Here is a 24,154-nt window from a genome sequence, read left to right on the forward strand (position 1 = left end):
GCTCGGCCTCGATCGTGATCGCCTGGGCCGGGCAGACCGCTTCGCACAGCTTGCACGCGATGCAGCGCTCCTCGCCGTTCGGATAGCGGCGCAGCGCATGCTCGCCGCGGAAGCGCGGGCTGATCGGGTTCTTCTCATAGGGGTAGTTGACCGTATATTTCGGCTTGAAGAAATATTTGAGCGTCAGGGCATGCGCCTTGACGATCTCCCACAGCGTGAAGCTTTTGATGAAATGGGCGAGACTGCTCATAGCAGGCCTCCATAGCGGGTCAGCATGAGATAACCGGATACGAGCACAACCCAGATGAGCGAGATCGGCAGGAACACCTTCCAGCCCAGCCGCATCAGCTGGTCGTAGCGATAACGGGGCAGCGTCGCCCAGGCCCAGCTGAAGATGAAGAAACCGAGCAGGATTTTCAGGAACAGCCAGAACATGCCCGTGATCTCCGGCGTGAACAGGAAATCGTAGAGCGGTGCCCAGTCGATCGGCGGCAGCCAGCCGCCCCAGAACAGGATCGCGTTGAGCGCGCACATCAAGAGGATGTTCGCATATTCGCCGAGCCAGAAGAGCGCGAAGGACATGCTCGAATATTCGGTCTGGTAACCGGCAACGAGCTCGCTCTCAGCTTCCGTCAGGTCGAACGGCGTGCGCGCGGTTTCCGCCATGGCGGAGATCAGGAAGATGACCGCCATCGGGAAGAGCAGCGGGTTGAAGCCGAAGCCGTTCAGTATCCCGAACACATGGCCCTGCTGCGCCTCGATAATGCCGGACAGGCTGAACGTGCCCGCGAACATGACGATGGAGAGCAGCACGAAGCCGATGGAAACCTCATAGCTCACCATCTGCGCGGCCGCGCGAAGCGCCGAGTAGAAGGGATATTTGGAGTTGGACGCCCAGCCCGAAATGATCACGCCGTATACGCCGAGCGAGCTGATCGCGAGAATGTAGAGCAGCGCGACGTTGATATCGGCGAGCGCCATGTTCGGGCCGAACGGGATCACCGCCCAGGCGATCAGCGCGACGGTGAAGGTCACGATTGGGGCGATCAGGAACAGTCCCCGGTTCGCGGAGGTCGGGATGATGGTTTCCTTGAGGAAGACCTTGAGACCGTCCGCGAAGCTCTGGAGCAGGCCGAACGGCCCGACCACATTGGGCCCGCGCCGCAGCATGATCGCAGCCAGGATCTTGCGGTCGGCATAGATGATCATTGCGACCGCGAGCATCAGCGGCAGCGCGATCAGCAGGATCGCCGATATGGTCGCGACGAACCACGCCCATTCATAGCTCATGCCGAGAGACTGGAAAAATGCGGTCATTCCGCCGCCTCCGCAAATTCCTCGCCATGGATCAGCTCGGCCGAACAGCGCTGCATCGTCGGGCTGGCGCGGCAGATGGCGTTGGTCAGGTAGAAATCACTGATCGGCAGGGCGATAGGCCCGCTGGGCGCATCGCCGGACAATTTCGGCGGCGCCCATTCATAATCCGCGAGGCCCTCATCGGCGAGCGCCGGGAATTCGGCCGCGATCGCGTCGCGCAGCTGGTCGAGCGTATCGAAGGGCAGCGGGCTGCCGAGCGCATCGGAAAGCGCGCGGACGATCGTCCAGTCTTCGCGCGCATCGCCGGGCGGGAAGACCGCGCGGTTGCCGCGCTGAACCCGGCCTTCCAAATTCACCCACGTGCCGCTCTTTTCGGCGTATGATGCGCCCGGCAGGATCACGTCCGCATTGGCCGCGCCCTGCTCGCCATGATGGCCGACATAGACCTTGAACGCCTCGCCGAACGCATCGAAATCGACGCCGTCCGCGCCGAGCAGGAAGAGCAGTTCGGGCTTCGCCGCGACGATATCGGCGACTCCACCCGGCTGCGCCCAACCGAGCATTAGCCCGCCCATCCGCGCCGCGGAGAAGTGGAGGACGTTGTAGCCGTTCCATCCGTCCTTGATCAGGCCGAGCGTGTCGGCCAGCGCCAGAGAGGCCGCCTGCAGGCCCGGCGCCATGAGCGCGCCGCCACCGACGATCATCGCCGGGCGTTCGGCGCCCTTGAGCGCGTCCGCCGCGTCTGCGGGGAGATCGGAAACCAGCGCCGCATCGTCGCCGAGCCAGGTCACCGGATAGGTCAGGTCGATTTCCGGTCCAATGGCGAAGACTTTCGCGCCCGCCTTGACCGCCGTGCGGATGCGGGTGTTCACCAACGGCGCTTCCCAACGCGGATTGGTGCCGACGAGCAGGATCGCATCGGCATCTTCGAGGCTCGCAATCGTCGTGTTGAAATTCACCGCGGCGAGGTTGGTCGCGTCATAATCCATGCCGTTCTGCCGGCCTTCGATGAGCTTCGAGCCCATGCCGTCGAGCAGCTTCTGCACCGCATAGAGCGCTTCGACCTCGACGAGATCGCCGCCGATAGCTGCGACCTTGCCACCGGCCTTCTTGGCCGCATCGGCAATCGCCGCGAAAGCCTCGCTCCAGCTCGCCTTTTCGAGCGTGCCGTCGCGGCGGACATAGGGCGTATCGAGCCGGTTGCGGTAGAGGCCGTCGACCGCGTGGCGCGTCTTGTCGCTCGCCCATTCCTCGTTGACGTCGTCGTTGATCCGCGGGAGCGCGCGCAGCACTTCGCGGCCCCGGCTGTCCAAGCGGATATTGGTGCCCACGGCATCCATCACGTCGATCGAGGGCGTCTTGCGCAGTTCCCAGGGCCGCGCTTCGAACGCATAGGGCCGCGCGGTCAAGGCGCCGACCGGGCAGAGATCGACGACATTGCCGGACAGCTCGCTCTTCGCCGCGTGCTCCAGATAGGTGGTGATCTCCATATTCTCGCCGCGCCCCACCGCGCCGATTTCCTCGACGCCCGCCACTTCCTCGGCAAAGCGGACGCAGCGCGTGCAATGAATGCAGCGCGTCATGATCGTCTTGATCACGGGGCCCATATATTTTTCGGTGACCGCGCGCTTGTTCATCTCGTAGCGCGTGCTGCCTTTGCCATAGGCCATGGCCTGGTCCTGCAGGTCGCATTCGCCGCCCTGGTCGCAGATCGGGCAATCGAGCGGATGGTTGATGAGGAGGAACTCCATCACCCCTTCGCGCGCCTTCTTGACCATCTCTGTCGTCGTAAAGATTTCCTGCCCCTCGGCGGCGGGCAGCGCGCAGGACGCCTGCGGCTTGGGCGGCCCGGGCTTCACCTCGACGAGGCACATGCGGCAGTTGCCGGCGATGCTCAGCCGCTCATGATAGCAAAAGCGCGGGATTTCCTTGCCGGCGAGTTCGCACGCCTGCAGTACGGTCGCACCCTCGGGCACTTCCAGTTCGACGCCATCTACGGTGACTTTAGGCATTACTCCGCCGCCTCCATCATCTCGCCGCTACCGCCCTCGCCTGCATATTCGCGAATCCGCCGCTCCAATTCCGGCCGGAAATGGCGGATCAGGCCCTGGATCGGCCAGGCCGCGGCGTCGCCGAGCGCGCAGATGGTGTGGCCTTCGACCTGTTTCGTCACTTCGTGCAGCATGTCGATATCGGCGATGTCCGCCTTGCCTTCGCGCAGCCGCTCCATCATCCGCCACATCCAGCCCGTGCCCTCGCGGCACGGCGTGCATTGGCCGCAGCTTTCATGCTTGTAGAAATAGGAAATCCGGCTGATCGCGCGGACGATATCGGTCGATTTGTCCATCACAATGATCGCCGCCGTGCCGAGCCCCGATTTGCGCTCGACCAGCCCGTCGAAATCCATCGGGCAGTCGATGATCTCCTCCGCCGGGACGAGCGGCACGGACGAACCGCCCGGGATCACCGCGAGCAGATTGTCCCAGCCGCCCGTGATGCCGCCCGCATGTTTCTCAATCAGTTCGCGGAACGGGATGCTCATCGCCTCTTCGACGACGCAGGGCTTTTCGACATGGCCGGAAATCTGGAACAGCTTGGTGCCGTGGTTCTTTTCGCGGCCGAAGCTCGCGAACCAGCTGCCGCCGCGCCGCAGGATCGTCGGTACGACCGCGATGCTTTCGACATTGTTGACCGTCGTCGGGCAGCCATAAAGGCCCGCGCCTGCCGGGAATGGCGGTTTCAGCCGCGGCTGGCCCTTCTTGCCCTCCAGGCTTTCGAGCAGCGCGGTTTCCTCGCCGCAGATATAGGCGCCCGCGCCGCGATGGAGGAAGACGTCGTAATCATAGCCCGATCCGCACGCATTCTTGCCGATAAAACCTTTTTCATAGGCCTGGTCGATCGCCTGCTGCAGCACTTCGGCCTCGCGGATATATTCGCCGCGAATATAGATGTAGCAGGCCCGCGCGCGCATCGCGTAGCCCGAGATCAACGCGCCTTCGATCAGCTTTTGCGGATCGTGGCGGATGATTTCGCGGTCCTTGCAGCTGCCGGGCTCGGATTCGTCCGCGTTGATGACGAGGAAGCTCGGCCGGCCGTCCTTCGATTCCTTCGGCATGAACGACCATTTGAGGCCGGTCGGGAAACCCGCACCGCCGCGTCCGCGCAGCCCGCTCTCCTTGATCTCCTCGATAATGCCGTCCTGGTCGCGCGCGAGGAGGGCCTTCGTGCCGTCCCAGTCGCCGCGCTTCATCGCCGCGTCGATGTCCCATGGCTGGAAGCCATAGACGTTGGTGAAGATGCGATCCTTGTCTTCAAGCATGACGATCCCCCCAGATCGTCATCCCAGCGAAGGCTGGGATCTCGGGCGGCAAACGATACCGCCAGAATCCTGAGATTCCAGCTTTCGCTGGAATGACGGAAAAAGGTGATGGACTAGGCATTTCTCGACCTCATCCAGCGAATGAAGAAATACCAGATCGGCGCGGCGATCAGCGACGCGACGATATGGCGCACGAGATTGCGGGTCGGCTCGAAGCCGAAGACGAGCACGTCGATCACGATGTTGATCGCAAGGAAAGCGACCACGAAGGTGATCGTCGCCTGCACGAGCGTCATCGAGGAGAAGGGTCCGCGCGACGCCATCACTCGGCCGCCTCCGCCATCTCTTTCAGCGTCGTCGGCCCGCCTTCGGGGCAGCTCGTCTGCCGGCCGGTCTGCGGACCGGGCGTCACCGCTTCGTCATTGCTCAACTTTTCGAGGATCTCGGTCATGATGTCATAATCGAGATCTTCGAAATTATCGTCGTTGATCTGCACCATCGGCGCATTGGCGCAGGCGCCCAGGCATTCGACCTCGGTGAGCGTGAAGAGGCCGTCCGGCGTCGTCTTGCCCTTGACCAGCCCCTTATTCTTGCAGGCTGCCATCACATCGTCCGAGCCGCGCAAGAGGCACGGCGTCGTGCCGCACAGCTGCACATGATAGCGGCCGACCGGCACCAGATTGTACATCGTGTAGAAGGTCGCGACCTCATAGGCACGCATGTACGGCATATCGAGCTGAGCCGCGACGAACTCGATCACCGGCACGGGCAGCCAGCCCTGGGTGTTCGTTTCCGCGCCGACCTGACGCTGGGCGAGATCGAGCAGCGGCATGACCGCAGAGGCCTGCCGCCCTTCCGGATAGCGCGCGAGAATCTTCTCGACCTCGGCCGCATTTTCCTCGGTCCAGGCGAACGCGCCCCAGCGCTCGCGCACCGCATCGTTCTCGAGCGCGGTATCCGTTGAGGATTGCGAGAGCTTGTCGTCGGGAAGGATGGTCATTGTACGGCCCCTCCACTGGATGCCGACCGCACAGGCATAACCGCACGAGCCGTCTCAGCGACGGTCAATTGTTCATTCGCAAAAGAGATAAATGTTAGAAACGCCACTTCGTCGTTGACCAACCATTCAATTCTTACGCGGCCATCAGACAAAAGATATGGCGTATTTGCGACGCTCTCATTTGGCACAGGAAAGCCTACAAAAGCAGTATCCGACTCGCACATAACTCCATCACGAAGGGGACAAAAGCGCCCAACTGCCCCTTCGGCAACAACAGCTTGCGCATCAACGGAGTGACCGTCCCGAGCCGCTAAAAGGGTAGTGACAGCTTGCTGAAGGCCGTCAGGCAAAGGGGAAGAGTCTGCTGGCGAGGCTCCAAGACTGACCATGCTAATCGCACCCTCCGTCGATACGACTGTACCGACCGACATACCTTGCGCAGGGCCATGCTGAAGCACTTGGCCTTCCAACGGACTTTGGGCGAGCGCGGCCGACGAGGCGAAAAGGCAGAAGGATAGAAAGGCCAGCCGCACCATCAGATCGCCTCCAGCTTTTCGCGGGTGCGCGCCGACGGATTGATGCCGGTGTTCGGCTCGCCCGCGCGGTCCATGATCATCACATGCGCCTCATTCTCGCAAAAGGGCCGGTGCTCGACGCCGGCCGGGACGACGATCATCTCGCCGCGCTTGAGGTGCTGCACACCGTCGCGAAACTCGATGCCGATCGCGCCTTCGAGAACGAGGAACAGCTCGTCGGTTTCGGCATGACTGTGCCAGTCGAAATCGCCCTTGAGCTTGGCGAGGCGCACTTCGTTATTGTTATACGTCGCCGCGATCCGCGGATTCCAGTGATCCGAGAATTGCTCGAGCTTGTCGGCGAGATTGATGGGGGTTGGCGTAATCATCGATTAGCCTCCCACACCTTGCGGACAGCGCGAAAATAAAAACCAATTCCAGCACCGATAAGAAAGACGACGTAAAGTCCTGCGGACAAATGGCCTAGCGAGGCTCCGGACACGACCGGATACAGAAGCGCGAACGCGGTGCAAAAAGTGACCAGCAGAACAAGCGGTTTCGCTGTCTCGATGATTATCTGACGTGTCATCGGTCGCACTCCCCGAATACGACATCGATGGCGCCGAGGATCGCGGTCGAGTCCGCGAGCATATGGCCCTTGCACATGAAATCCATCGCCTGGAGGTGGCTGAATGCCGTCGGCCGGATCTTGCAGCGATAGGGTTTATTGGTGCCGTCCGCGACCAGATAGACGCCGAATTCGCCCTTGGGGCTCTCGGTCGCGACATAGACTTCGCCGGCGGGAACGTGGAAGCCCTCCGTGTAGAGTTTAAAGTGATGGATCAGCGCTTCCATCGACTGCTTCATCTCGCCGCGCTTGGGCGGAACAACCTTGCGGTCGAGGCTCGCGATCGGGCCGTCGGGCATGTCGTTGATGCATTGCCGCATGATCCGCGCGGACTGGCGAATCTCCTCGACGCGGACCATCATCCGGTCATAGCAGTCGCCATTGGTGCCGACGGGCACATCGAACTCCATCCGGTCGTACACGTCGTACGGCTGCGACTTGCGCAGATCCCAGGGAATGCCCGAGCCGCGGATCATCGGGCCGGAAAAGCCCCACTTGACCGCATCGTCCTTGGAGACGACCGCGATATCGACATTGCGCTGCTTGAAGATGCGGTTGTCGACGACGAGGCTCATTGCATCCTCGAACAGCACAGGAAACTCGTCGAGCCAGTCCGCCATGTCGGCGATCAGCTTGGGCGGCAGATCCTGATGCACGCCGCCGGGCCGGAAATAGGCCGCATGCATGCGCGCGCCCGAGGCCCGCTCGTAAAAGGCCATCGCCTGTTCGCGAATCTCGAACAGCCAGACGTTCGGCGTCATCGCCCCGACGTCCATGACATGGCTGCCGATGTTCAGGCAGTGGTTAAGGATGCGCGTCAGCTCGGCGAACAGCACGCGGATATATTGGGCGCGCAGCGGCACTTCGAGATCGAGCAGCTTCTCGATCGCCAGCACATAGCTGTGCTCCATGCACATCGGCGAGACATAATCGAGGCGATCAAAATAGGGCAGCGCCTGCAGATAGGTCTTGTATTCTATCAGCTTTTCGGTGCCGCGATGGAGCAGACCGACATGCGGATCGACACGCTCGACGATCTCGCCGTCCAGTTCCATCACCATACGCAGCACGCCGTGCGCGGCCGGATGCTGGGGGCCGAAATTGATCGTATAGTTGGAGATCGCGACATCGCCCGTCGTGGGATCGACGGCGTCGGTCTTGCCCTGAATTTCTTCGAGATAATCAGCCATCCTTGTCGCCTCCCGGCTTGTCCGGTTCGTCGGAGGTTTCGGCGGCCTTTTCGTCGGCCCTGGGCCCGGCGCCAGTGTCCTTCGGGCTTTCGGTCACTTTCGGTTTGTCGACGTCGGGCGCGCCTTCGGCCTTTTCGTCGCCGGGCAGAATATATTCGGCGCCTTCCCAGGGACTCATAAAGTCGAAGGTGCGGAAATCCTGGGCCAGTTCGACCGGCTCGTAGATCACGCGTTTATGCTCTTCGGAATAGCGCATCTCGACATAGCCGGTGAGCGGGAAATCCTTGCGGAACGGATGGCCGCGGAAACCGTAATCGGTGAGAATACGGCGGAGGTCCGGATTGCCCTCGAAAATCACGCCATACATGTCGAACACTTCGCGCTCGAGCCAGCCGGCGACGGGCCAGATATCGGTGACGGTCGGCACGGGCGTATCCTCGTCCGTCGTGACTTTCACCCGGATGCGGTGATTGCGGGTCAGCGACAGCAGGTGGTAGCAGACCTCGAACCGCTCGGGCCGCTCGGGATAGTCGACCCCGGCAATCTCCATAAGCTGCTGATATTTCAGGCCTTCCGTGTCCCGCAACGTGATCATCACGTCGTTCAGCGCCTCGCGCCGTACGGTGATCGAGATTTCGTGGACAGCCTCTTCGGCGTAAACGAGATCGTCAACGAGCGCGGCCTTTACCGCGTCGATAACGCCCTCGTTAGAGGCGATGACAGGTGCCGGAGATCCCATGGCCTAGCGCTCTATCGTACCGACGCGGCGGATTTTACGCTGGAGCTGCATCACGCCGTAGAGCAGCGCCTCGGCGGTCGGCGGACAGCCCGGCACATAGATGTCGACGGGCACGATCCGGTCGCACCCGCGCACCACCGAATAGCTGTAATGATAATAGCCGCCGCCATTGGCGCAGCTGCCCATGCTGATCACATAGCGCGGCTCGGACATCTGGTCGTAGACGCGACGCAACGCCGGCGCCATCTTGTTGCACAGCGTGCCGGCGACGATCATCACGTCGGATTGCCGAGGGCTGGCGCGCGGCGCGGCGCCGAAACGCTCCATGTCGTAGCGCGGCATGTTGACTTGGATCATCTCGACCGCGCAGCAGGCGAGGCCGAACGTCATCCACCAGAGCGAGCCGGTGCGCGCCCATTGGAACAGCTCTTCGGTCGAGGTGACAAGGAAACCCTTGTCGGCGACTTCCGAATTGATGTCCTTCAGGAAATCGGGATCGGGCAGCGCACCCGGAGGCGGCGGACCCTTGGCGGTGAGATCTACTCCCATTCCAGCGCTCCCACTTTCCACGCATAAGCGAGGCCGATGGCGAGTTCGGCGAGGAAGATCATCATGGCGAACCAGGCGACCCAGCCGAGATCGAATACGGTGACCGCCCAAGGGAACAGGAATGCCGCTTCGAGATCGAAAATGATGAACAGGATCGCGACCAGATAGAAGCGCACGTCGAACTGGCTGCGCGAATCCTCGAACGCCGGAAAGCCGCATTCATATTCCGTCAGCTTGTTCGGATAGGGATTGGAGGCGCCGGTGAATTTCGCCGCGATTATCGGCAGAACGACGAAGGCGAGCGAGAGAAAGAGCGCGACCCCGAGGAATAGCAGGATCGGCAAATATTCAACGAGATCGACGGCAATCGTGTCGGGCAAAGTCTGGACTCGTGGTCTGAGTGGATTTTGGGGCGCTTTTAGGGGGATGCGGCCAGCGGGGCAAGGTCAAGCCGCCCGCCTATCGCGGCTTTTTCTACCCGCGCAGGGCCCCCGCAACAATCTTGTGCAGCTTGGAATGAATCGCATCATTCGCGGCAAGAAATTCGCTGCGTTCGACGGGCTGGCTGCCACCGCGGAAATCCGTGACGAAGCCCTTCGCCTCGCGCACGATCAGGATGCCGGCTGCAACGTCCCAGGGCTGCAAGTCCGCTTCCCAGAAGCCGTCGTAGCGGCCGGCCGCAAGCCAGGCGAGGTCGAGCGAGGCAGCGCCGAAACGCCGAATTCCGGCGACTTGCGGGGCGACGGCGTTGAAGATCGCGTTGAACCGATCGAGATTGCCATGCCCCTTGAACGGAATGCCCGTCGCGATCAGCGTCTCGCTCAGATTGCGCCGCGCCGAGACCTGCAATCGCCGGTCGTGAAGGAACGCGCCGCGATCCTTTTCTGCCCAGAACAGGTCGTCGGTCAGCGGCTGATACACCATGCCCGCGCTGATCTCGCCCCAGCCACCGCCGGGCTTGGGTTCCTGCACTGCAATCGAGATTGCAAAATGCGGAATGCCGTGGAGGAAGTTGGAGGTGCCGTCGAGCGGATCGATCACCCAGCGGGGCTTCCCCTCTTCGCCCGCGATCTCGCCCGCCTCTTCCAGCAGGAAACCCCAGTCCGGGCGCACCGCGAGCAATTCGTCGTAAAGAATGCGCTCGGCCCGCTGATCGGCTTTGGAGACGAAATCGGCTGGGCCTTTCTTCGATACCTGCAGATGCTCGACCTCGGAAAAGTCGCGCGCGAGGCTGCGCCCCGCCTTGCGGGCGGCGCGATCCATGACGGTGATGACGGCGGAACGGGCTGGCATTGAAGATCGAGGCTCGGGTCGTGCCGGTCTACTCGGCCGTAGTCGCCGACTGCTCCACCCCGCACACGGCACCGACGACCGCCTGCACATGTTCGGGATTGTCGGCGCTGAGCTCGCTATTCGCCTCGATGGCCTGGGTCACGTTCTGGCTGATCTGACGCATGGGCAGCATGTAGAGACACATGAAAAGCTGTGCCTTGACGGATTCAGCCAATTGTTCCGACTGCAAAGCACCAGCGATGATCAGATAATGCTGAATCGCAGTTTGGATCTCTTCCTGTGTCGGCTGAGGAAGAGCCGACGGCTGAGTTGTTTCCTGAGCGGCGACGGGCGGCGCGCCCGCCATGATTCCCGCGACGAGAGCGAAGATGGGTAGGATACGCATTAGTCCGCCTTTCTGACATATTCCTGGTTGTACACATCGACAACGATCCGCGTTCCGGCGCTGATATGCGGCGGCACCATCACCCGTACCCCGTTGTCGAGGATCGCGGGCTTGTACGAAGAAGAGGCGGTCTGCCCTTTCACGACCGCGTCCGCTTCGACGATCTCGGCCTCCACCTGATCGGGGAGCTGCACGCTGATCGGCTGTTCTTCATGGAGTTCGAGCATAACGTCCATCCCGTCCTGCAGGAAGGCGGCAGCGTCGCCAAGCATATCGGCCGGCAATTCGATCTGTTCGAAGCTTTCCTTGTCCATAAAGGTCAGCATGTCGCCATCGGCGAAGAGAAACTGATATTCGCGCGTATCCAGACGAACCTTCTCGACCGTTTCGGCCGAGCGGAAACGGACATTGTTCTTGCGCCCGTCGATCAGGTTCTTGAGCTCCACCTGCATATAGGCGCCACCCTTGCCTGGCTGGGTATGCTGGATCTTCACGGCTTTCCAGAGCCCGCCTTCATATTCGATGATGTTGCCGGGACGAATGTCCACGCCGCTGATCTTCATGGGTATCTCGCTAGTTTCGAAAGAGCAGGCGCGGCCTCTAACAGCCGCGATACGATGCGACAAGCGACTGTCGCTTTCGTCCAATACCGCGAATCGGCGAATCGGTAAAAAGCGACGCAGGAAACAGAGGTGATCGAAATGGTGCCGAGCAAAGACAAATCGCCCCGTGCTGCCGGGCTTTTTGGCCAGCTTGCGTCCATGGCGAAACCGCACCGGACAGCGTACGACATCCGCAATGTTCCCGACCCGGAACGCTATCGCAAGGCACTGCTGCGCAGCGCTGTCGCCTTCACGACCGGCTGCCGACAGGACTAAGGCTTCAAAACCGCCGTAAGCGCCTCCACGCCCGCAGCTTCGCCCTCCGGATGATTCCAGACGGCACTGCTTACCGCCAGGAAATCCGCGCCTGCATCGACCAGCGGCTTGGCGTCTTCCGCCGTGATTCCACCAATCGCGACGCAGGGCAGCACGAACATCGTCGTCCACCAGGTCAGGATCTCCGGGTCGGGCCGGTGCGTCGTTTCCTTCGTATCGCTCGGGTAGAAGGCGCCGAACGCGACATAGTCCGCGCCCGCTTCGCCCGCTTCCATCGCCAGATGCCGGCTGTCATGGCAGGACGCGCCGATCTGCGCGTCCCGGCCGAGCAGCGCGCGGGCCCTCGCAATGTCACCGTCCCCCTGCCCCAGATGCACGCCGTCGGTGCCGAGCTGGGCGGCGAGGTCAGCGCGATCGTTGAGGATGAAAGCGCAACCACGATCGGCGCAAATCGGCATCAGCCGTTCCGCCATCGCGACAATGGCCGCGTCGTCCGCACCCTTCATGCGCAGCTGGAACGCCGCCACCGGCCCGGCATCGAGCGCCCGCGCGAGCCGTTCGGGAAAATCGTCCGCCGGATCGGGCGGCGAAATCAGGTATAGCTGACAGCCCGGTGGCGCGTCCGGCATCTCAGACTTTTTCGGTCGACGCCCGATGGATCTTGTCGATGGCCGCACCGAGCGTGCGATCGAATTCCGCATCGTCCATATCATGGCGCAGGTCCTGCAGTAGCGCGCGCGAGAAGCTGGCGATCATGCCCTTGTTCTTGGCGAGTTCCGCACAGGCTTCCTCTTGCGAGAAGCCGCCGGACAGGGCGACGACGCGCGCGATGCGCGGGTGCGCCACAATACTGTCGTAAAGCCCCGGTTCGACGGGAATGGACAATTTCAGCATAACCTGACGATCCTCGGGCAGCGCGTCGAGCGCCTTGGTCAGCTCCTCTTTCAGGATCGCATCCGCTTCGGCGCGCTCGGGGCTCTTCAGCGAAACTTCAGGCTCGACGATCGGCATCAGGCCGTGATCGATGATCTGGTTCGCGACCTTGAACTGCTGCGTCACATTGGCCGCGATGCCGCTCGGCGATGCCATGGCGATAACGGACCGCATCTTGGTGCCGAACACGCCCTTCGCCTTGGCGCGCTCGAGCAGTTCGTCGAGACCCGGCATCGGCTTCATCATCTGCACGCCGTCGGCTTCGTCTTCCAGCCCCTTGTCAACCTTGAGAAACGGCACGACGCCGCGGTCCCACAGCAGTGTCGGGACTGGCTTGCCATCCGCCTCGCCGTCCATCGTCTTTTCGAAGAGGATGGCGCCGATGATCTTGCCGTTGCCGAAGGAGGGCGAGGTGATGATCCGCTGGCGCATCTGATGGATGAGCGCGAACATCTCTTCTTCGTTCGAGTAGGCATCCTCGTCGATACCGAAACCCTTGAGTGCCTTGGGCGTCGATCCGCCGCTCTGATCGAGCGCGGCGATAAAGCCCTCACCAGTCTTGATCTGCTGCATCATTTCGGAATTGGCCATGGAGTACGGTGTCCTTGTCGTTCGCGCGTTTCTCGCGCGCCTGATAGTAAAGGCCGGTGGCCGCCGCAACGGGCCGCATGGTAACCGCCGTGCATAGTCGGCCGAACCGGCAATCAGGGAGGACGAAAAAATGCTCGATGACATCCAGGAACAGTTGTGCAGCGACAATGAAACCGACTTTAGCGACCTGAAAGCGCTAATCCTGAACTGCACGCTGACCAAGTCGCCCGGCCATTCGCATACAGCGACCTTGCTCGAAATGGTCGAAACGATTTTCGCGAAGAACGGCGTCGCGTGCGAAACCATCCGTCCGGTCGATTACGACATCGCGTTCGGCGTCTATCCCGACATGACCGAACAGGGCTGGGAAACGGACGAATGGCCGCAGATCTGGCCGAAAGTCGCCGAAGCCGACATCCTGGTCATCGGCTCGCCGATCTGGCTGGGCGAAAAATCTTCGGTTGCCACCCAGGTCATCGAACGACTCTATGCGCATTCCGGCGAGACCAACGAGAAAGGTCAGTATATCTACTACGGCAAAACGGGCGGCTGCATCATCACCGGCAATGAGGACGGCATCAAACATTGCTCGATGGGTACCCTCTACGCGCTCCAGCATATCGGCTATACCGTGCCGCCCCAGGCCGATGCCGGATGGATCGGCGAAGCCGGCCCGGGTCCGTCCTATGGCGACGAACGCGACGATGGCAGCCGCGCCGGTTTCGATAACGATTTCACGCGCCGCAATACGACCTTTGCAACCTGGAATCTCATGCACATGGCCCGCATGCTGAAGGATGCGGGCGGCCTGCCCGCGCATGGCAATCAGCGGACTTTATGGGACGCGGGCTGCCGGTTCGACGCGCCCAATCCCGAACATCGGTGAGCGCCGTCAGCGCCTGATCTTGCGGATGATTCCGTTGAAGCGGAGCGCCGGTTTTCCATCGGCGGTCACCATCCCTTGAACGAAAATCGTCTTGCCGCCCGCACGAACGACCTCGCCGCGCGCTTCGACAAGCTGGCCGACGCTGACCGGATCGAGAAAATCGCCGGTCACGCTCAGCGTCACGCCATGTTCGTCCGCCATCGCCTCGTGCGCGATCGTGAAGATCGCGCCATCGGCAAATGTCAGCAAGCACCCGCCATGCATGAAGCCCGCGCCGTTCATATGACGCGGCTCGGCGCGGAAAGCGGAAACCGGGCGGCCGTCTTCGTCGATACGCTCGTAAAAGGGTCCGCTGCTTTGCTCGAAGGAGTCGCCGCGCCAGGTCGACCAGCCGGCCCATTCGCCCTCGGTGATCGTGACGAGTCCGCCGCCGTAACCGACGCCTTCATCTTCACTCATGGGGCGGCCCCTTGAGTTCGATCATATTGCCTTCGGGATCGTCGATATAGATGCTCGGGCCCGCGCCTTGCGCGCCATAACGCGAGACGACCTCCACATCCTCGATGCCATGCGCGGCGAGATGCGCGCGAATCGCGTCCTCGTCCCAGGGCAGCACGCGCAGGCAGACATGATCGACATTATGGCCCCCGCGCCCGGGCGCAGGACCGCCCTTCGCGCCAAGTTCGCCGTCAACGGTAACGAGATCGATCAGCGCATCGCCGATACGGAGCTGATAAAGGCCGATATCTTCCTTGTAGACTTCCTTCTCGGCGCCGATCACGTCCATGTAGAAACGCAGCATCGCGTCGAGATCGCTCGTTCGGAACACGACATGGTCGATGGCGCGAACGGTGATCATGCGGACTGATGCAGCGCTTTCACGCCCGGCAGCTCCTTGCCTTCCATCCATTCGAGAAAGGCGCCGCCCGCGGTGGAAATAAAGGTGAAATCCTCGCTCGCCCCGGCATGGTTGAGCGCGGCGACCGTATCGCCGCCGCCTGCCACGGAAACGAGCGAGCCTTCGCGGGTCAATGCCGCCGCAGTCTGCGCAAGCGCGACGGTCGCCGCATCGAAGGGCGGCGTTTCGAATGCGCCCAGCGGCCCGTTCCAGACGACGGTCCGACAGGTCTTCAGCACATCGGCGAGCGCCTCGACCGCGGCCGGGCCGATATCGAGAATCATCTCGTCCGCAGCGACGTCATGGACGTTCACGGTCCGGGTCGGCGGATTAGCTGCAAACTCTTTCGCGACCACGACATCGTAGGGCAGGTGGACCGTGCATTCCGCCCGGTCCGCCGCTTCGAGGATTGCGACCGCCGTGTCCGTCAGATCGTGCTCGCACAAAGATTTGCCGACATCGACGCCCCGCGCGGCGAGGAAGGTGTTGGCCATGCCCCCGCCGATGATCAGGTGATCGACCTTGGTGACCAGATGTTCGAGCACGGCGAGCTTGGTCGACACTTTCGCGCCGCCGACTACCGCGGCGACCGGATGCTCGGGGTTGCCGAGCGCGGCTTCCAGCGCCTTAAGCTCTGCTTCCATCGCACGCCCCGCAAAAGACGGCAGGTGGTGCGTCAGGCCCTCGGTCGACATATGCGCACGATGCGACACCGAAAATGCGTCATTGACGTACAGATCGCCAAAACCGGCGATCACCTTCGCCATGCCGGGATCGTTTTTCTCTTCGCCCGGCGCATAGCGGGTGTTTTCGATAACGACGACAGACCCGTCTGCGAGATCGGCAATCGCCTCGCCGCTCGGACGCTCCATAAACTTCACATCGCGGCCGAGCACATCGGCAAGCGCGGGCACGACCGGCCGCAGCGAAAATTCTGGCTTATACTCGCCCTTCGGTCGGCCGAAATGCGCGAGCAGCAGGACCTTCGCGCCGGCGTCGGATAGTTCGGTGATCGTCGGGACGTGCGCCCGCAGCCGCGTGTCGTCCGTCACCGCCCCATCGGCCATCGGCACGTTGAGGTCGACGCGCACCAGCGCGCGTTTCCCCGCAACATCCCCGATATCGTCGAGCGTCCGAAACGCCGTCATGACGTCAACTCCCGTTTTCGCCGGATATCCTGGACCTAGAGCATCCCCGCCATCACGCCGGCCGTATCGATCATCCGGTTCGAAAAGCCCCATTCATTGTCGTACCAGCTGACGACACGGGCGAGCTTGCCCTCGAGCACGGCCGTTTCCAGGCTGTCCACTGTCGAGCTGGCCGGATGGTGATTGAAATCGGACGAGACGAGCGGCTGCTCGGTATAGTCGAGTACACCCTTCATCGGGCCGTCGGCGGCCGCCTTCAGCGCCGCGTTCAGTTCTTCGGCCGAGGTATCGCGGCCGGGCGTGAAGACGAGATCGACGAGCGACACGTTGGGCGTCGGCACACGGACCGAGCTGCCATCGAGCTTGCCGTTCAGCTCGGGGAGCACAAGGCCGACCGCGCGGGCCGCACCCGTCGTCGTCGGAATCATGTTCTGCGCCCCGCCGCGCGCCCGGCGCATGTCGGAATGCATCTGATCAAGCATGCGCTGGTCGTTGGTGTAGCTGTGGATCGTCGTCATGAAACCGCGTTCGATGCCGACGGTATCGTTGAGCACCTTGGCAACCGGCGCGAGGCAGTTGGTCGTGCAGCTGGCGTTGGAAACGATTGTGTCGTCGCCGGTCAGCGTGTCGTGATTGACGCCATAGACGATCGTCTTGAGGTCGCCTTTGGCCGGCGCGGAGATCAGAACGCGCTTGGCGCCGGCATCGAGATGGGGCGCCGAGGCTTCGACCGACTGGAAGAAGCCCGTGCATTCGAGCACCATGTCCACGCCCATGTCCGCATGCGGAAGATTGCCCGGATCGCGTTCGGACGTCGCGGCGATGGTCTTGCCGTTCACTGTGATGCTGTCGTCGCCCGCGGAAACCTCGCCCGGGAAGCGCCCATGCGTCGAATCATATTGGAACAGCAGCGCATTGGCTTTCGCATCGGCGAGATCGTTGATCGCGACGAGTTCGAAATCGTGATCGTCGCGCTCGAGCATGGCGCGGGCCACGAGGCGCCCGATCCGCCCGAAACCGTTGATCGCTACTTTGACAGCCATTGCAAATGTCTCCCTTAATTCTTCAGAGCGGACAGGATCTGCGGCGTGATCGCCGCCTCGGTCAGTCCGAAATATTCAAAAAGCATGTTGGCCGGCGCCGAACCGCCGAAACGGTCAATGCCGAAATTCAATCCATCCGGGCCCGTATAACGTTCCCAGCCGAATGTCGCCCCCGCTTCGATGGAAACGCGCAGCACATTTTCTTCCCCGCCGAGAATATCGGCTTTGTAAGCATCGTCCTGCGCCTCGAACAACTCCCAGCACGGCATCGAAACGACGTCCGCACCGATCCCCTTCGATTCGAGCTTTTCGGCGATTTCCGCCGCCAGATGCACCTCGGAACCGGATGCCAGGAGCACTACCTGCCGGTCATTCTCGGCCGCGCGGAGGCGATACGCGCCCTTGGCGCACATATTCTCGCCAACATCGGTCCGCATCGGCGGGAGGCCTTGCCGGGTCAGCGCGTGCAGCGAAGGCCCTTCCTTACGTTTGAGCGAAAGCGCCCAGCATTCGGCCGTTTCGATGGCATCGCAGGGCCGATAGACATGAAGATTCGGCATCGCGCGCAGGCCTGCCAGCTGCTCGATCGGCTGGTGCGTAGGGCCGTCTTCGCCGAGCCCGATCGAATCGTGGGTCATGACATAGATGGCGCGCACCTTCTGGAGCGCGGACAGCCGGATCGCCGGGCGGCAATAGTCGGAGAAGATCAGGAACGTCCCGCCATAGGGAATGACGCCGCCATGCAGCGCCATGCCGTTCATCGCAGCCGCCATGCCGAACTCGCGAATGCCGTAATAGATGTAGCGGCCGCCATAATGGTCCTTGGTCAGCGGGTCGGTTGCGCCGGTTTTCGTGTTGTTGGAGCCGGTCAAGTCGGCCGAGCCACCGATCGTATCCGGCAAGACCTTGTTGATAGCGGTCAGTGCCATTTCGGACGCCTTGCGCGTCGCAACTTTAGGCGGCTCTGACGCCAATGTTTCCATATATTCGCGCATCGCATCGCCCTCGGGCAGGTCGCCCGCGATGCGCCGCTCGAATTCCGCCTTCTCCGGGTGGCCCGAAAGCCGGTCCTTCCACTGCGCGTGCAGATCGGTGGACCGCGTACCGGCTTCGGCCCAGGCCTCGCCGATTTCCGGCGGGATGTGAAACGCCGGCGCATCCCAACCCAGTTCCACACGCGTTGCGGCGACTTCGTCCTCGCCGAGCGCTGCGCCATGCGTGGCGGCCGTCCCCTGCTTGTTAGGCGCGCCATAACCGATAATCGTCTTGCAGGCGATGAGCGAAGGCCGCGGATCGGCAAGCGCTTCCTCAATCGCGAAGCGGATCGCATCCGGGTCGTGCCCGTCGCACGACGTTACATGCCAGCCCGCCGCTGCGTAGCGCGCCGGGACGTCCTCGCTGGTCGAAAGATCGGTCTCGCCGTCGATCGTGATGTTGTTGTCGTCCCAGAAGGTGATCAGCCGGCCAAGCTGGAGATGCCCGGCAAGGCCCACGGCTTCATGGTTGATACCCTCCATCAGGCAGCCATCCCCGGCGATGACCCAAGTCCGGTGATCGACGAGATCGTCTCCGAAATGCGCGTTCAGGTGGCGCTCCGCGATCGCCATGCCGACGGCCATTGCGAGCCCCTGGCCAAGCGGTCCCGTCGTCGCCTCGACGCCCGGCATGAGGAAATTTTCCGGATGGCCGGCACAGGGGCTGCCGAGCTGCCGGAAATGCTTGATCTCGTCCATCGTCGGGCGCGCATAGCCAGTCAGATGCAGCAGCGAATAGATCAGCATCGAGCCGTGGCCGGCCGAAAGCACGAAGCGATCTCTGTCAAACCATTCAGGGTCTTGCGGATCGAATTTCAGATACTTTGTGAAGAGTACCGTCGCGACATCCGCCATGCCCATCGGCATGCCCGGATGGCCCGAATTGGCCTCCTGCACGGCGTCCATCGAAAGGGCTCGGATGGCATTGGCGAGCTGGATATGAGTGACGGTCATCTGGTTTCCCCTGTTGCCGCCGGTCCGGCTGCTGCGGAAAGCCGGCAGACCGCCTCGCGATTCGCGAGCGCGCGCGATCAGTTGGTCTGTCCTGCGGTCATCGTCAACCGTCGCTCTCACAGGCTTGCCGGGCAGCGCTTTCCTGCTATGCAAAGCCGATGGATAAGGAACGGCTCGCCCGCGCCATCGCCAAGATCGAGCAAGCCGCCGACGCGATCGGCAAGGCCCGCAATTCGGTACAGCCGGATACAACATCGAATGCGCAGCTGGAGGCCGACCTCGAATCGGCCCGATCGGCACTGGAGGACCGGGATCGGACCATCGCCAAGCTGCGCGCCGATGCGGACGATATCGGCCGTCTCAAGGATGAGGAGATAGCGCGGCTCCGCGATCGCCTCGAAGCCGGCAATACCGCCGAAAACGGCGTTTCGGTGGCGGAATACCAGGAACTTCAGCAGAAATATGCACAATTGAAGGCCAGTGCGGAGGCGACGCTGGCGGGCCTGGACCAGGTGATCGGCAAGGCGGAGCGGGCAAATCATGGCTGAAGTGCATCTGAGTATCGCCGGTCACAATTATACGGTCGCCTGCCGCGACGGCGAAGAAGCGCGATTGACGAAGCTCGGCGAGATGGTCGACGCAAAGACCAGCCTCGCGCAGGAATCCGTGGGCGGAAATCTCAGCGAAGTGCGCGTGTTGCTTTTCGCCGCGCTGCTGTTGGCTGACGAGGCGGACGAGCTGCGGACGAGCACGGGCCTTCCCGCCGGCACGTTGGACGATCTCGAGAAACTCGCCGACCGGCTGACGGCACTTGGCGACGATCTTGCTTCGGACGCCGGGCGCACCTAGATCGAAGGGCGGCGGGCGCTGCCCGGTACGCGCCTTTGCGATTATCCCTGAGGCGATACAACATCCGAGGGAGCTGTCCCTGCCCGGATTGCGGGGTTTGAAATAGAGCCCGGATCCGGTGCATATGGCGCCCACCTGACGTTAATGGCGTCAGAGGATTTTCGGGCAAACGGCCATGGCGGCCCCGCCACCCGAACAGGCTGCACGATGACGAAGAATGAATTGAGACAATACTTCAAGAATAAGAGGCAAGGATTTGTTTCAAAAACGAAAAATTCCGACATCGCCCGGCAGCAGGAGAATCTCGCCCGCCGCCTGGAGCGTGCTCAGATCGTGACCGGCAGCGTCGGAGGTTATGCCGCGATGGCGTCAGAATTCGATCCAGCCACGCTTCTTTCGCAGCTCGAGGCCCGAGGGCATGCGGTCGCCCTGCCCTATTTCGAAACGCGGGAATCGGAGATGGAATTCAGGGCCAGATCGGAAACGCTCGAGCGCGGTCCGTTTGGCGTTATGCAGCCCGGGTCGGATAGCCCGGCGATTACGCCCGATACGCTGTTCGTCCCCCTCGTTGCCGCCGACGCCAAAGGCAATCGCATCGGACAGGGCCAAGGCCATTTCGACCGTGCACTGGCAAAACTGCGCGCCAACCGTCCAATCACGGCGATCGGCCTCGCCTGGGAATGCCAGATCGCCGACGAGATCCCGGCCGACCCGTGGGACGAGCCGCTCGACTATGTCGCTACGCCCGACAGAATTATGGAGATGACGTCATGACGCCAAGTTGGCGCAAACCCGTTGGAGCCCTGCTGATTATTGCGATTATCACCGTCTGGGCGGTCATCGTCGCCAGCGCTGCGGGGCCGATCGGAGAGCTGCACGCGCTCATCCAGGCGCCGATCTACCTGGCGGCCGGAATCGTCTGGATCCTGCCGCTCAAACCGCTGCTGATGTGGATGGAAACCGGGAAATGGCGCGAGTGACGGGACTTGAACCCGCGGCCTCCGGCGTGACAGGCCGGCGCTCTAACCAACTGAGCTACACCCGCGTGAGGCGTTGAAGACGCGCCAGTTAGGGTAGGCGCCTGCCCCTGTCAAGCAAACTGACTCCAGCCTGCCGCGATCAAGCCAACGGGCGATCTCGCATTTACTCTTTATTTACCCTGATCAAATAGAAGTTATTAATAGTTCGAGCACGGATCTGAGAAAAACCGGCTTGAAACGTAGAATTTGAGAAAAAGTTCCCGAAAACCTGTCTTGGTTTACGGCTTATTAGCGTTAATGCGGCATCTACGCCCTCGAATGTCACTGTTCATTCCGGGGGGTTTACGGGATGTCGATCTGTCGACGCCAATATTCGAAGTCTACTGCATGGCGCTTGCCTGTCCGGCTGGTTGCGTTGAGCCCGCTATTTCTCGCGTCCGCCGCCAGCGCCGCGGGCACGCCCGCGGGCACGCCGATCGAGAACACGGCAACCGCATCCTATGACGATGGCGGATCCACCGTCACCGTCGACTCGAACACCGTATCGCTTATCGTCGACGAGCTGCTCGATATTGCCGTAACCTGGGCGGACCCGGGCGACGTCACGGCGGCACCCGACGAGGATGATGTCGTGCTTGCCTTTACCGTCACCAATGGCGGTAACGGGCCCGAACCGGTCGTTCTGACTATCGATCACAATCGCGCGGGTGACGATTTCGATCCCGATGCCGTGACGCTCTTCGTCGATACGGATGGCAACGGCGTATATGATGCCGGCACGGACACACTCTATAATGCCGGTTCTCCGCCGGTTTTGGCGGCAGATGAAAGCATCACCGCCTTCATCCTGGGCGATATGCCGTCCGCCGCCGATGGCGAGCGCAGCGAAGTCCTGCTCACCGGCACGGCCGCGACGGGAAGCGGAGCGCCGGGCACGGTATTCGCCGGACAGGGCGAAGGCGGCGGCGATGCTGTAGTCGGCTCGACCGGCGCGTCGGACGACGATAGCGGCTTCTATGCAATCGTCGACGCCGATCTCGACCTCACCAAATCGGCAACCGTGGTCGATCCCTTCGGCGGCGCGACGCAGGTGCCCGGCGCCGTCGTCACCTATCGCCTGGTCGCCGAGGCCACGGGCAGCGGCTCGCTCGCCAATGTCACGATCACCGACTCGATTCCCGCCGACACAACATATGTCGATGACAGCATCACGCTGGACGGCACTTCCCTGACCGACGCCACCGACGCCGATGCCGGCGCCTATGACGGCAGCGCGATTTCAGTCGCGCTGGGCACGATTGCCGGCGGCTCAAGCAAAATCATTGAATTTCAAGTCGTTATCGACTGACGGAGAATGGTTATGAAGTATCTTTTCGCTTTGCTCGCCCTTGTCGCACCCATCGGTGTCGCCATGGCCAATCAGGTCGCGCTGGACAGCGAGGTGTTCGTCGAGCGCAGCGTCGAGCAGGCCGACGGCAATGTTGCCGTGACCATGGAAGAGCCGACGCGCGTGGTGCCCGGCGACAGCCTGGTCTTCGTTCTCAGCTACGAAAATACTGGGGCCGAGCCCGCCGAGAATTTCGTCGTCACCAATCCGATACCCGACGCCGTGGCGTTCGTCGAAGCGATCGATTCCGGTGCCGTTTATTCGGTCGACGGCGGCGAGAATTTCGCGGCGCTGACCGAGCTTCGCGTGACCGGTGAAGACGGCGTCGATCGTGCCGCGCAGCCTGTGGACGTCACGCATATTCGCTGGACGCTGACCGCGCCGATTGCGGCCGGCGGATCCGGACAACTCAGATTTCGCGGCGTCGTGAGATAGCCGCAGATGAAACCGCCAAACAGCGCCAGCGGGCCGGGGGGTGAAAGGTGCTGACGAAGACAGAAGCAGGACTAAGATAATGAAATGCATGACGAAATATCTCGTCTCTGTCAGCGGTGTTACGCTCGCGGCCCTGGCCGTGAGCCCTGCATATGCGGAGGGCACCGCCGCCGGGTCGAGCATTACCAACACTGTTACCGTCAATTATGAAGTGGGCGGTGTCGGGCAGGATGCGGTAACGGCATCGGACACGTTCACGGTGGACCGCAAGATCAACATCGTCGTTGCCGAGGAAGGCAATGCGACGACTTCGGTTTCGCCGGGACAGCAAAATGCCGTCACGACGTTCCTCGTCACCAACTCGTCGAACGATATCATCGATATCCGGCTTGCGGCTTCGCAGATCGTGGGCGGCACTGCGGCGCATGGAGGCACGGACAATTTCGACGTGAACAATGTCGAAATTTACGTCGATGTGAACAATGACGGCGTGTTTGACAGCGCGGCGGATTCACCGGTCGTCACCTATCTCGATGAGATGGCGCGCGACGAAACCCGCCGGGTTTTCGTCGTCGCCGATGTGCCACTGGGCCGCGCAACCGGGGATGTGGCCGACGTCACTCTCACGGGTACGGCTCGCGAGGGCAATGACGGCGTGACCGGTGCCGAGGGCGCCGCGATCACCGAAACGACGGGCGGCGATACCGCGAGCGAAGACACGGTGTTCGCCGACGCCGATGGCGTTTTCGACGGCATAGCCTTCGATGACGACGATTATACCGTCCAGGCCGCGGCATTGAGCGCGCTGAAGGGCAGCACGATCCTCGGTGTCAATTATCCGATCACCGGCGCGACGGAATTCTACAATATTCCGGGCGCAACGGTCGAATATTGTATTGCGGTGACCAATGCCGCCGGCGGCGCGGATGCGACCAATGTCGCGATCTCCGACACATTGCCGGCGAACACGACCTTCGTCGCATCGTCGATTGTGATCGGCGGCTCCGCGACGATCGATGACAATGGGACGCCGAGCAATGCTGCCGACGATACGCTGACGAGCTGCGACAACAGCACGGGCTCAGCGGGCGGTTCGTTCGCGGCCGGTACCGTTTCGGCGACGATCGGCACGGTTTCGGCCGGTACGACGGAAATCGTCACCTTCCGTGCGGTAATCGATTAGAGGGACGAGCAGGGCTGCGG

At 62.1% G+C, this 24,154-nt stretch carries 30 protein-coding genes, 1 tRNA gene and 1 other RNA gene; 10 read left to right on the plus strand and 22 right to left on the minus strand.

The window, feature by feature from the left end; genetic code table 11:
• The 14 genes from nuoI to efp form a co-directional block, all read right to left on the minus strand.
• Positions 1-250: NADH-quinone oxidoreductase subunit NuoI (gene nuoI, locus ACTS1Z_RS14255; RefSeq protein ID WP_442625140.1), on the minus strand; the 250-nt coding region annotated here is incomplete at its 3' end.
• Positions 247-1,317, minus strand: coding sequence for an NADH-quinone oxidoreductase subunit NuoH (nuoH, locus tag ACTS1Z_RS14260; protein ID WP_442625141.1), 1,071 nt, complete (start codon positions 1,315-1,317; stop codon positions 247-249). The genes nuoH and nuoI, both read right to left, overlap by 4 nt.
• On the minus strand, positions 1,314-3,329 hold the full coding sequence (gene nuoG, locus ACTS1Z_RS14265; protein WP_442625142.1) for an NADH-quinone oxidoreductase subunit NuoG: 2,016 nt from the start codon (positions 3,327-3,329) through the stop codon (positions 1,314-1,316). Before nuoG ends, nuoH begins: the two co-directional genes overlap by 4 nt.
• Positions 3,329-4,636 carry an NADH-quinone oxidoreductase subunit NuoF gene (gene nuoF / locus ACTS1Z_RS14270; RefSeq protein ID WP_442625143.1) on the minus strand — a complete coding sequence of 436 codons (1,308 nt, stop codon included), beginning with the start codon at positions 4,634-4,636 and terminating at the stop codon, positions 3,329-3,331. The genes nuoG and nuoF overlap by 1 nt, the downstream gene beginning before the upstream one ends.
• Positions 4,637-4,749: 113 nt before the next feature.
• On the minus strand, positions 4,750-4,959 hold the full coding sequence (locus tag ACTS1Z_RS14275; RefSeq protein ID WP_442625144.1) for a hypothetical protein: 210 nt from the start codon (positions 4,957-4,959) through the stop codon (positions 4,750-4,752).
• Positions 4,959-5,636, minus strand: a complete 678-nt coding sequence (locus ACTS1Z_RS14280; protein WP_442625145.1) for a complex I 24 kDa subunit family protein — start codon at positions 5,634-5,636, stop codon at positions 4,959-4,961. The genes ACTS1Z_RS14275 and ACTS1Z_RS14280 overlap by 1 nt, the downstream gene beginning before the upstream one ends.
• A 535-nt stretch (positions 5,637-6,171) precedes the next feature.
• Complete coding sequence (locus tag ACTS1Z_RS14285) at positions 6,172-6,540, minus strand: cupin domain-containing protein (RefSeq protein WP_442625146.1); 369 nt, start codon at positions 6,538-6,540, stop codon at positions 6,172-6,174.
• Between the two features lie 196 nt (positions 6,541-6,736).
• Positions 6,737-7,969, minus strand: a complete 1,233-nt coding sequence (locus tag ACTS1Z_RS14290) for an NADH-quinone oxidoreductase subunit D (protein WP_442625147.1) — start codon at positions 7,967-7,969, stop codon at positions 6,737-6,739.
• The gene (locus ACTS1Z_RS14295) at positions 7,962-8,708 is read right to left on the minus strand and encodes an NADH-quinone oxidoreductase subunit C (RefSeq protein ID WP_442625148.1); all 747 of its coding nucleotides are present in this window, start codon (positions 8,706-8,708) and stop codon (positions 7,962-7,964) included. Before ACTS1Z_RS14295 ends, ACTS1Z_RS14290 begins: the two co-directional genes overlap by 8 nt.
• A 3-nt stretch (positions 8,709-8,711) precedes the next feature.
• The gene (locus tag ACTS1Z_RS14300) at positions 8,712-9,257 is read right to left on the minus strand and encodes a NuoB/complex I 20 kDa subunit family protein (protein WP_442625149.1); all 546 of its coding nucleotides are present in this window, start codon (positions 9,255-9,257) and stop codon (positions 8,712-8,714) included.
• Positions 9,248-9,637 carry an NADH-quinone oxidoreductase subunit A gene (ndhC, locus tag ACTS1Z_RS14305; protein WP_442625150.1) on the minus strand — a complete coding sequence of 130 codons (390 nt, stop codon included), beginning with the start codon at positions 9,635-9,637 and terminating at the stop codon, positions 9,248-9,250. The genes ACTS1Z_RS14300 and ndhC overlap by 10 nt, the downstream gene beginning before the upstream one ends.
• Before the next feature lie 94 nt (positions 9,638-9,731).
• Entirely contained in the window at positions 9,732-10,550 is an 819-nt protein-coding gene (locus tag ACTS1Z_RS14310) for an inositol monophosphatase family protein (protein WP_442625151.1), read from the minus strand.
• A gap of 28 nt (positions 10,551-10,578) precedes the next feature.
• Positions 10,579-10,956, minus strand: a complete 378-nt coding sequence (locus tag ACTS1Z_RS14315; protein WP_442625440.1) for an SPOR domain-containing protein — start codon at positions 10,954-10,956, stop codon at positions 10,579-10,581.
• Positions 10,935-11,498 (minus strand): elongation factor P, encoded by a 564-nt coding sequence (gene efp / locus ACTS1Z_RS14320; RefSeq protein WP_442625152.1) that lies wholly within the window; start codon positions 11,496-11,498, stop codon positions 10,935-10,937. Before efp ends, ACTS1Z_RS14315 begins: the two co-directional genes overlap by 22 nt.
• Positions 11,499-11,627: 129 nt before the next feature.
• On the opposite strand from efp, the gene ACTS1Z_RS14325 reads away from it, so the two are divergent.
• A complete protein-coding gene (locus tag ACTS1Z_RS14325) occupies positions 11,628-11,813 on the plus strand; it encodes a hypothetical protein (protein ID WP_442625153.1) in 186 nt (61 codons plus the stop codon).
• On the opposite strand, the gene thiE is transcribed toward ACTS1Z_RS14325, so the two are convergent.
• Complete coding sequence (gene thiE, locus ACTS1Z_RS14330) at positions 11,810-12,442, minus strand: thiamine phosphate synthase (protein ID WP_442625154.1); 633 nt, start codon at positions 12,440-12,442, stop codon at positions 11,810-11,812. The two genes, ACTS1Z_RS14325 and thiE, sit on opposite strands and share 4 nt — an antisense overlap.
• A 1-nt stretch (position 12,443) precedes the next feature.
• A complete protein-coding gene (locus tag ACTS1Z_RS14335; protein WP_442625155.1) occupies positions 12,444-13,337 on the minus strand; it encodes a fructose bisphosphate aldolase in 894 nt (297 codons plus the stop codon).
• Positions 13,338-13,467: 130 nt separating this feature from the next.
• Here ACTS1Z_RS14335 and ACTS1Z_RS14340 point away from each other — a divergent pair, with 130 nt between their 5' ends.
• Positions 13,468-14,223 (plus strand): flavodoxin family protein, encoded by a 756-nt coding sequence (locus ACTS1Z_RS14340; RefSeq protein WP_442625156.1) that lies wholly within the window; start codon positions 13,468-13,470, stop codon positions 14,221-14,223.
• Between the two features lie 6 nt (positions 14,224-14,229).
• On the opposite strand, the gene ACTS1Z_RS14345 is transcribed toward ACTS1Z_RS14340, so the two are convergent.
• The 5 genes from ACTS1Z_RS14345 to tkt are packed head-to-tail and all read right to left on the minus strand — an operon-like array spanning position 14,230 to position 19,300.
• The gene (locus ACTS1Z_RS14345; protein ID WP_442625157.1) at positions 14,230-14,682 is read right to left on the minus strand and encodes a PaaI family thioesterase; all 453 of its coding nucleotides are present in this window, start codon (positions 14,680-14,682) and stop codon (positions 14,230-14,232) included.
• Positions 14,675-15,082, minus strand: coding sequence for a VOC family protein (locus ACTS1Z_RS14350; RefSeq protein ID WP_442625158.1), 408 nt, complete (start codon positions 15,080-15,082; stop codon positions 14,675-14,677). The genes ACTS1Z_RS14345 and ACTS1Z_RS14350 overlap by 8 nt, the downstream gene beginning before the upstream one ends.
• Positions 15,079-16,269 carry a phosphoglycerate kinase gene (locus ACTS1Z_RS14355; protein ID WP_442625159.1) on the minus strand — a complete coding sequence of 397 codons (1,191 nt, stop codon included), beginning with the start codon at positions 16,267-16,269 and terminating at the stop codon, positions 15,079-15,081. The genes ACTS1Z_RS14350 and ACTS1Z_RS14355 overlap by 4 nt, the downstream gene beginning before the upstream one ends.
• Positions 16,270-16,304: 35 nt before the next feature.
• Complete coding sequence (gap, locus tag ACTS1Z_RS14360) at positions 16,305-17,312, minus strand: type I glyceraldehyde-3-phosphate dehydrogenase (RefSeq protein ID WP_442625160.1); 1,008 nt, start codon at positions 17,310-17,312, stop codon at positions 16,305-16,307.
• 14 nt (positions 17,313-17,326) lie between these two features.
• Positions 17,327-19,300, minus strand: coding sequence for a transketolase (gene tkt, locus ACTS1Z_RS14365; protein ID WP_442625161.1), 1,974 nt, complete (start codon positions 19,298-19,300; stop codon positions 17,327-17,329).
• A gap of 158 nt (positions 19,301-19,458) precedes the next feature.
• Between tkt and ACTS1Z_RS14370 the strand changes: the two genes are divergently transcribed.
• From ACTS1Z_RS14370 to ACTS1Z_RS14390, 5 genes are all read left to right on the plus strand, one after another.
• Entirely contained in the window at positions 19,459-19,848 is a 390-nt protein-coding gene (locus ACTS1Z_RS14370; RefSeq protein ID WP_442625162.1) for a hypothetical protein, read from the plus strand.
• Entirely contained in the window at positions 19,841-20,149 is a 309-nt protein-coding gene (locus tag ACTS1Z_RS14375) for a cell division protein ZapA (protein ID WP_442625163.1), read from the plus strand. The genes ACTS1Z_RS14370 and ACTS1Z_RS14375 overlap by 8 nt, the downstream gene beginning before the upstream one ends.
• A gap of 12 nt (positions 20,150-20,161) precedes the next feature.
• Positions 20,162-20,338: non-coding RNA, 6S RNA (gene ssrS, locus ACTS1Z_RS14380), on the plus strand.
• Between the two features lie 18 nt (positions 20,339-20,356).
• Entirely contained in the window at positions 20,357-20,923 is a 567-nt protein-coding gene (locus ACTS1Z_RS14385) for a 5-formyltetrahydrofolate cyclo-ligase (RefSeq protein ID WP_442625164.1), read from the plus strand.
• On the plus strand, positions 20,920-21,129 hold the full coding sequence (locus ACTS1Z_RS14390; protein WP_442625165.1) for a DUF2842 domain-containing protein: 210 nt from the start codon (positions 20,920-20,922) through the stop codon (positions 21,127-21,129). The genes ACTS1Z_RS14385 and ACTS1Z_RS14390 overlap by 4 nt, the downstream gene beginning before the upstream one ends.
• On the opposite strand, the gene ACTS1Z_RS14395 is transcribed toward ACTS1Z_RS14390, so the two are convergent.
• Positions 21,118-21,194 (minus strand) — tRNA-Asp (locus ACTS1Z_RS14395). The two genes, ACTS1Z_RS14390 and ACTS1Z_RS14395, sit on opposite strands and share 12 nt — an antisense overlap.
• Positions 21,195-21,544: 350 nt before the next feature.
• On the opposite strand from ACTS1Z_RS14395, the gene ACTS1Z_RS14400 reads away from it, so the two are divergent.
• The 3 genes from ACTS1Z_RS14400 to ACTS1Z_RS14410 all read left to right on the plus strand — a co-directional run bounded on the left by ACTS1Z_RS14400 (position 21,545) and on the right by ACTS1Z_RS14410 (position 24,134).
• Positions 21,545-22,477, plus strand: a complete 933-nt coding sequence (locus tag ACTS1Z_RS14400; RefSeq protein ID WP_442625166.1) for a hypothetical protein — start codon at positions 21,545-21,547, stop codon at positions 22,475-22,477.
• 12 nt (positions 22,478-22,489) lie between these two features.
• The gene (locus ACTS1Z_RS14405) at positions 22,490-22,951 is read left to right on the plus strand and encodes a hypothetical protein (RefSeq protein ID WP_442625167.1); all 462 of its coding nucleotides are present in this window, start codon (positions 22,490-22,492) and stop codon (positions 22,949-22,951) included.
• 88 nt (positions 22,952-23,039) lie between these two features.
• Positions 23,040-24,134 carry a hypothetical protein gene (locus ACTS1Z_RS14410; protein ID WP_442625168.1) on the plus strand — a complete coding sequence of 365 codons (1,095 nt, stop codon included), beginning with the start codon at positions 23,040-23,042 and terminating at the stop codon, positions 24,132-24,134.
• Positions 24,135-24,154: the final 20 nt, after the last annotated feature.

This window comes from Parasphingopyxis sp. (assembly GCF_052168295.1).
Lineage (GTDB): Bacteria > Pseudomonadota > Alphaproteobacteria > Sphingomonadales > Sphingomonadaceae > Parasphingopyxis.

What these genes read in the sequence shown, in the direction of transcription:
- ACTS1Z_RS14355 (WP_442625159.1), bottom strand. Translation starts at nt 16,269, where the DNA reads ATGACGGCGTTTCGGACGCTCGACGATATCGGGGATGTTGCGGGGAAA.
- ACTS1Z_RS14390 (WP_442625165.1), top strand. Translation starts at nt 20,920, where the DNA reads ATGACGCCAAGTTGGCGCAAACCCGTTGGAGCCCTGCTGATTATTGCG.
- ACTS1Z_RS14405 (WP_442625167.1), top strand. Translation starts at nt 22,490, where the DNA reads ATGAAGTATCTTTTCGCTTTGCTCGCCCTTGTCGCACCCATCGGTGTC.
- nuoF (WP_442625143.1), bottom strand. Translation starts at nt 4,636, where the DNA reads ATGCTTGAAGACAAGGATCGCATCTTCACCAACGTCTATGGCTTCCAG.
- ACTS1Z_RS14340 (WP_442625156.1), top strand. Translation starts at nt 13,468, where the DNA reads ATGCTCGATGACATCCAGGAACAGTTGTGCAGCGACAATGAAACCGAC.
- efp (WP_442625152.1), bottom strand. Translation starts at nt 11,498, where the DNA reads ATGAAGATCAGCGGCGTGGACATTCGTCCCGGCAACATCATCGAATAT.
- ACTS1Z_RS14350 (WP_442625158.1), bottom strand. Translation starts at nt 15,082, where the DNA reads ATGATCACCGTTCGCGCCATCGACCATGTCGTGTTCCGAACGAGCGAT.
- ACTS1Z_RS14335 (WP_442625155.1), bottom strand. Translation starts at nt 13,337, where the DNA reads ATGGCCAATTCCGAAATGATGCAGCAGATCAAGACTGGTGAGGGCTTT.
- ACTS1Z_RS14285 (WP_442625146.1), bottom strand. Translation starts at nt 6,540, where the DNA reads ATGATTACGCCAACCCCCATCAATCTCGCCGACAAGCTCGAGCAATTC.
- gap (WP_442625160.1), bottom strand. Translation starts at nt 17,312, where the DNA reads ATGGCTGTCAAAGTAGCGATCAACGGTTTCGGGCGGATCGGGCGCCTC.
- ACTS1Z_RS14280 (WP_442625145.1), bottom strand. Translation starts at nt 5,636, where the DNA reads ATGACCATCCTTCCCGACGACAAGCTCTCGCAATCCTCAACGGATACC.
- tkt (WP_442625161.1), bottom strand. Translation starts at nt 19,300, where the DNA reads ATGACCGTCACTCATATCCAGCTCGCCAATGCCATCCGAGCCCTTTCG.
- ACTS1Z_RS14375 (WP_442625163.1), top strand. Translation starts at nt 19,841, where the DNA reads ATGGCTGAAGTGCATCTGAGTATCGCCGGTCACAATTATACGGTCGCC.
- ACTS1Z_RS14310 (WP_442625151.1), bottom strand. Translation starts at nt 10,550, where the DNA reads ATGCCAGCCCGTTCCGCCGTCATCACCGTCATGGATCGCGCCGCCCGC.
- ACTS1Z_RS14385 (WP_442625164.1), top strand. Translation starts at nt 20,357, where the DNA reads ATGACGAAGAATGAATTGAGACAATACTTCAAGAATAAGAGGCAAGGA.
- ACTS1Z_RS14290 (WP_442625147.1), bottom strand. Translation starts at nt 7,969, where the DNA reads ATGGCTGATTATCTCGAAGAAATTCAGGGCAAGACCGACGCCGTCGAT.
- ACTS1Z_RS14345 (WP_442625157.1), bottom strand. Translation starts at nt 14,682, where the DNA reads ATGAGTGAAGATGAAGGCGTCGGTTACGGCGGCGGACTCGTCACGATC.
- ACTS1Z_RS14295 (WP_442625148.1), bottom strand. Translation starts at nt 8,708, where the DNA reads ATGGGATCTCCGGCACCTGTCATCGCCTCTAACGAGGGCGTTATCGAC.
- ACTS1Z_RS14410 (WP_442625168.1), top strand. Translation starts at nt 23,040, where the DNA reads ATGACGAAATATCTCGTCTCTGTCAGCGGTGTTACGCTCGCGGCCCTG.
- nuoH (WP_442625141.1), bottom strand. Translation starts at nt 1,317, where the DNA reads ATGACCGCATTTTTCCAGTCTCTCGGCATGAGCTATGAATGGGCGTGG.
- ACTS1Z_RS14370 (WP_442625162.1), top strand. Translation starts at nt 19,459, where the DNA reads ATGGATAAGGAACGGCTCGCCCGCGCCATCGCCAAGATCGAGCAAGCC.
- thiE (WP_442625154.1), bottom strand. Translation starts at nt 12,442, where the DNA reads ATGCCGGACGCGCCACCGGGCTGTCAGCTATACCTGATTTCGCCGCCC.
- ACTS1Z_RS14300 (WP_442625149.1), bottom strand. Translation starts at nt 9,257, where the DNA reads ATGGGAGTAGATCTCACCGCCAAGGGTCCGCCGCCTCCGGGTGCGCTG.
- ACTS1Z_RS14275 (WP_442625144.1), bottom strand. Translation starts at nt 4,959, where the DNA reads ATGGCGTCGCGCGGACCCTTCTCCTCGATGACGCTCGTGCAGGCGACG.
- nuoG (WP_442625142.1), bottom strand. Translation starts at nt 3,329, where the DNA reads ATGCCTAAAGTCACCGTAGATGGCGTCGAACTGGAAGTGCCCGAGGGT.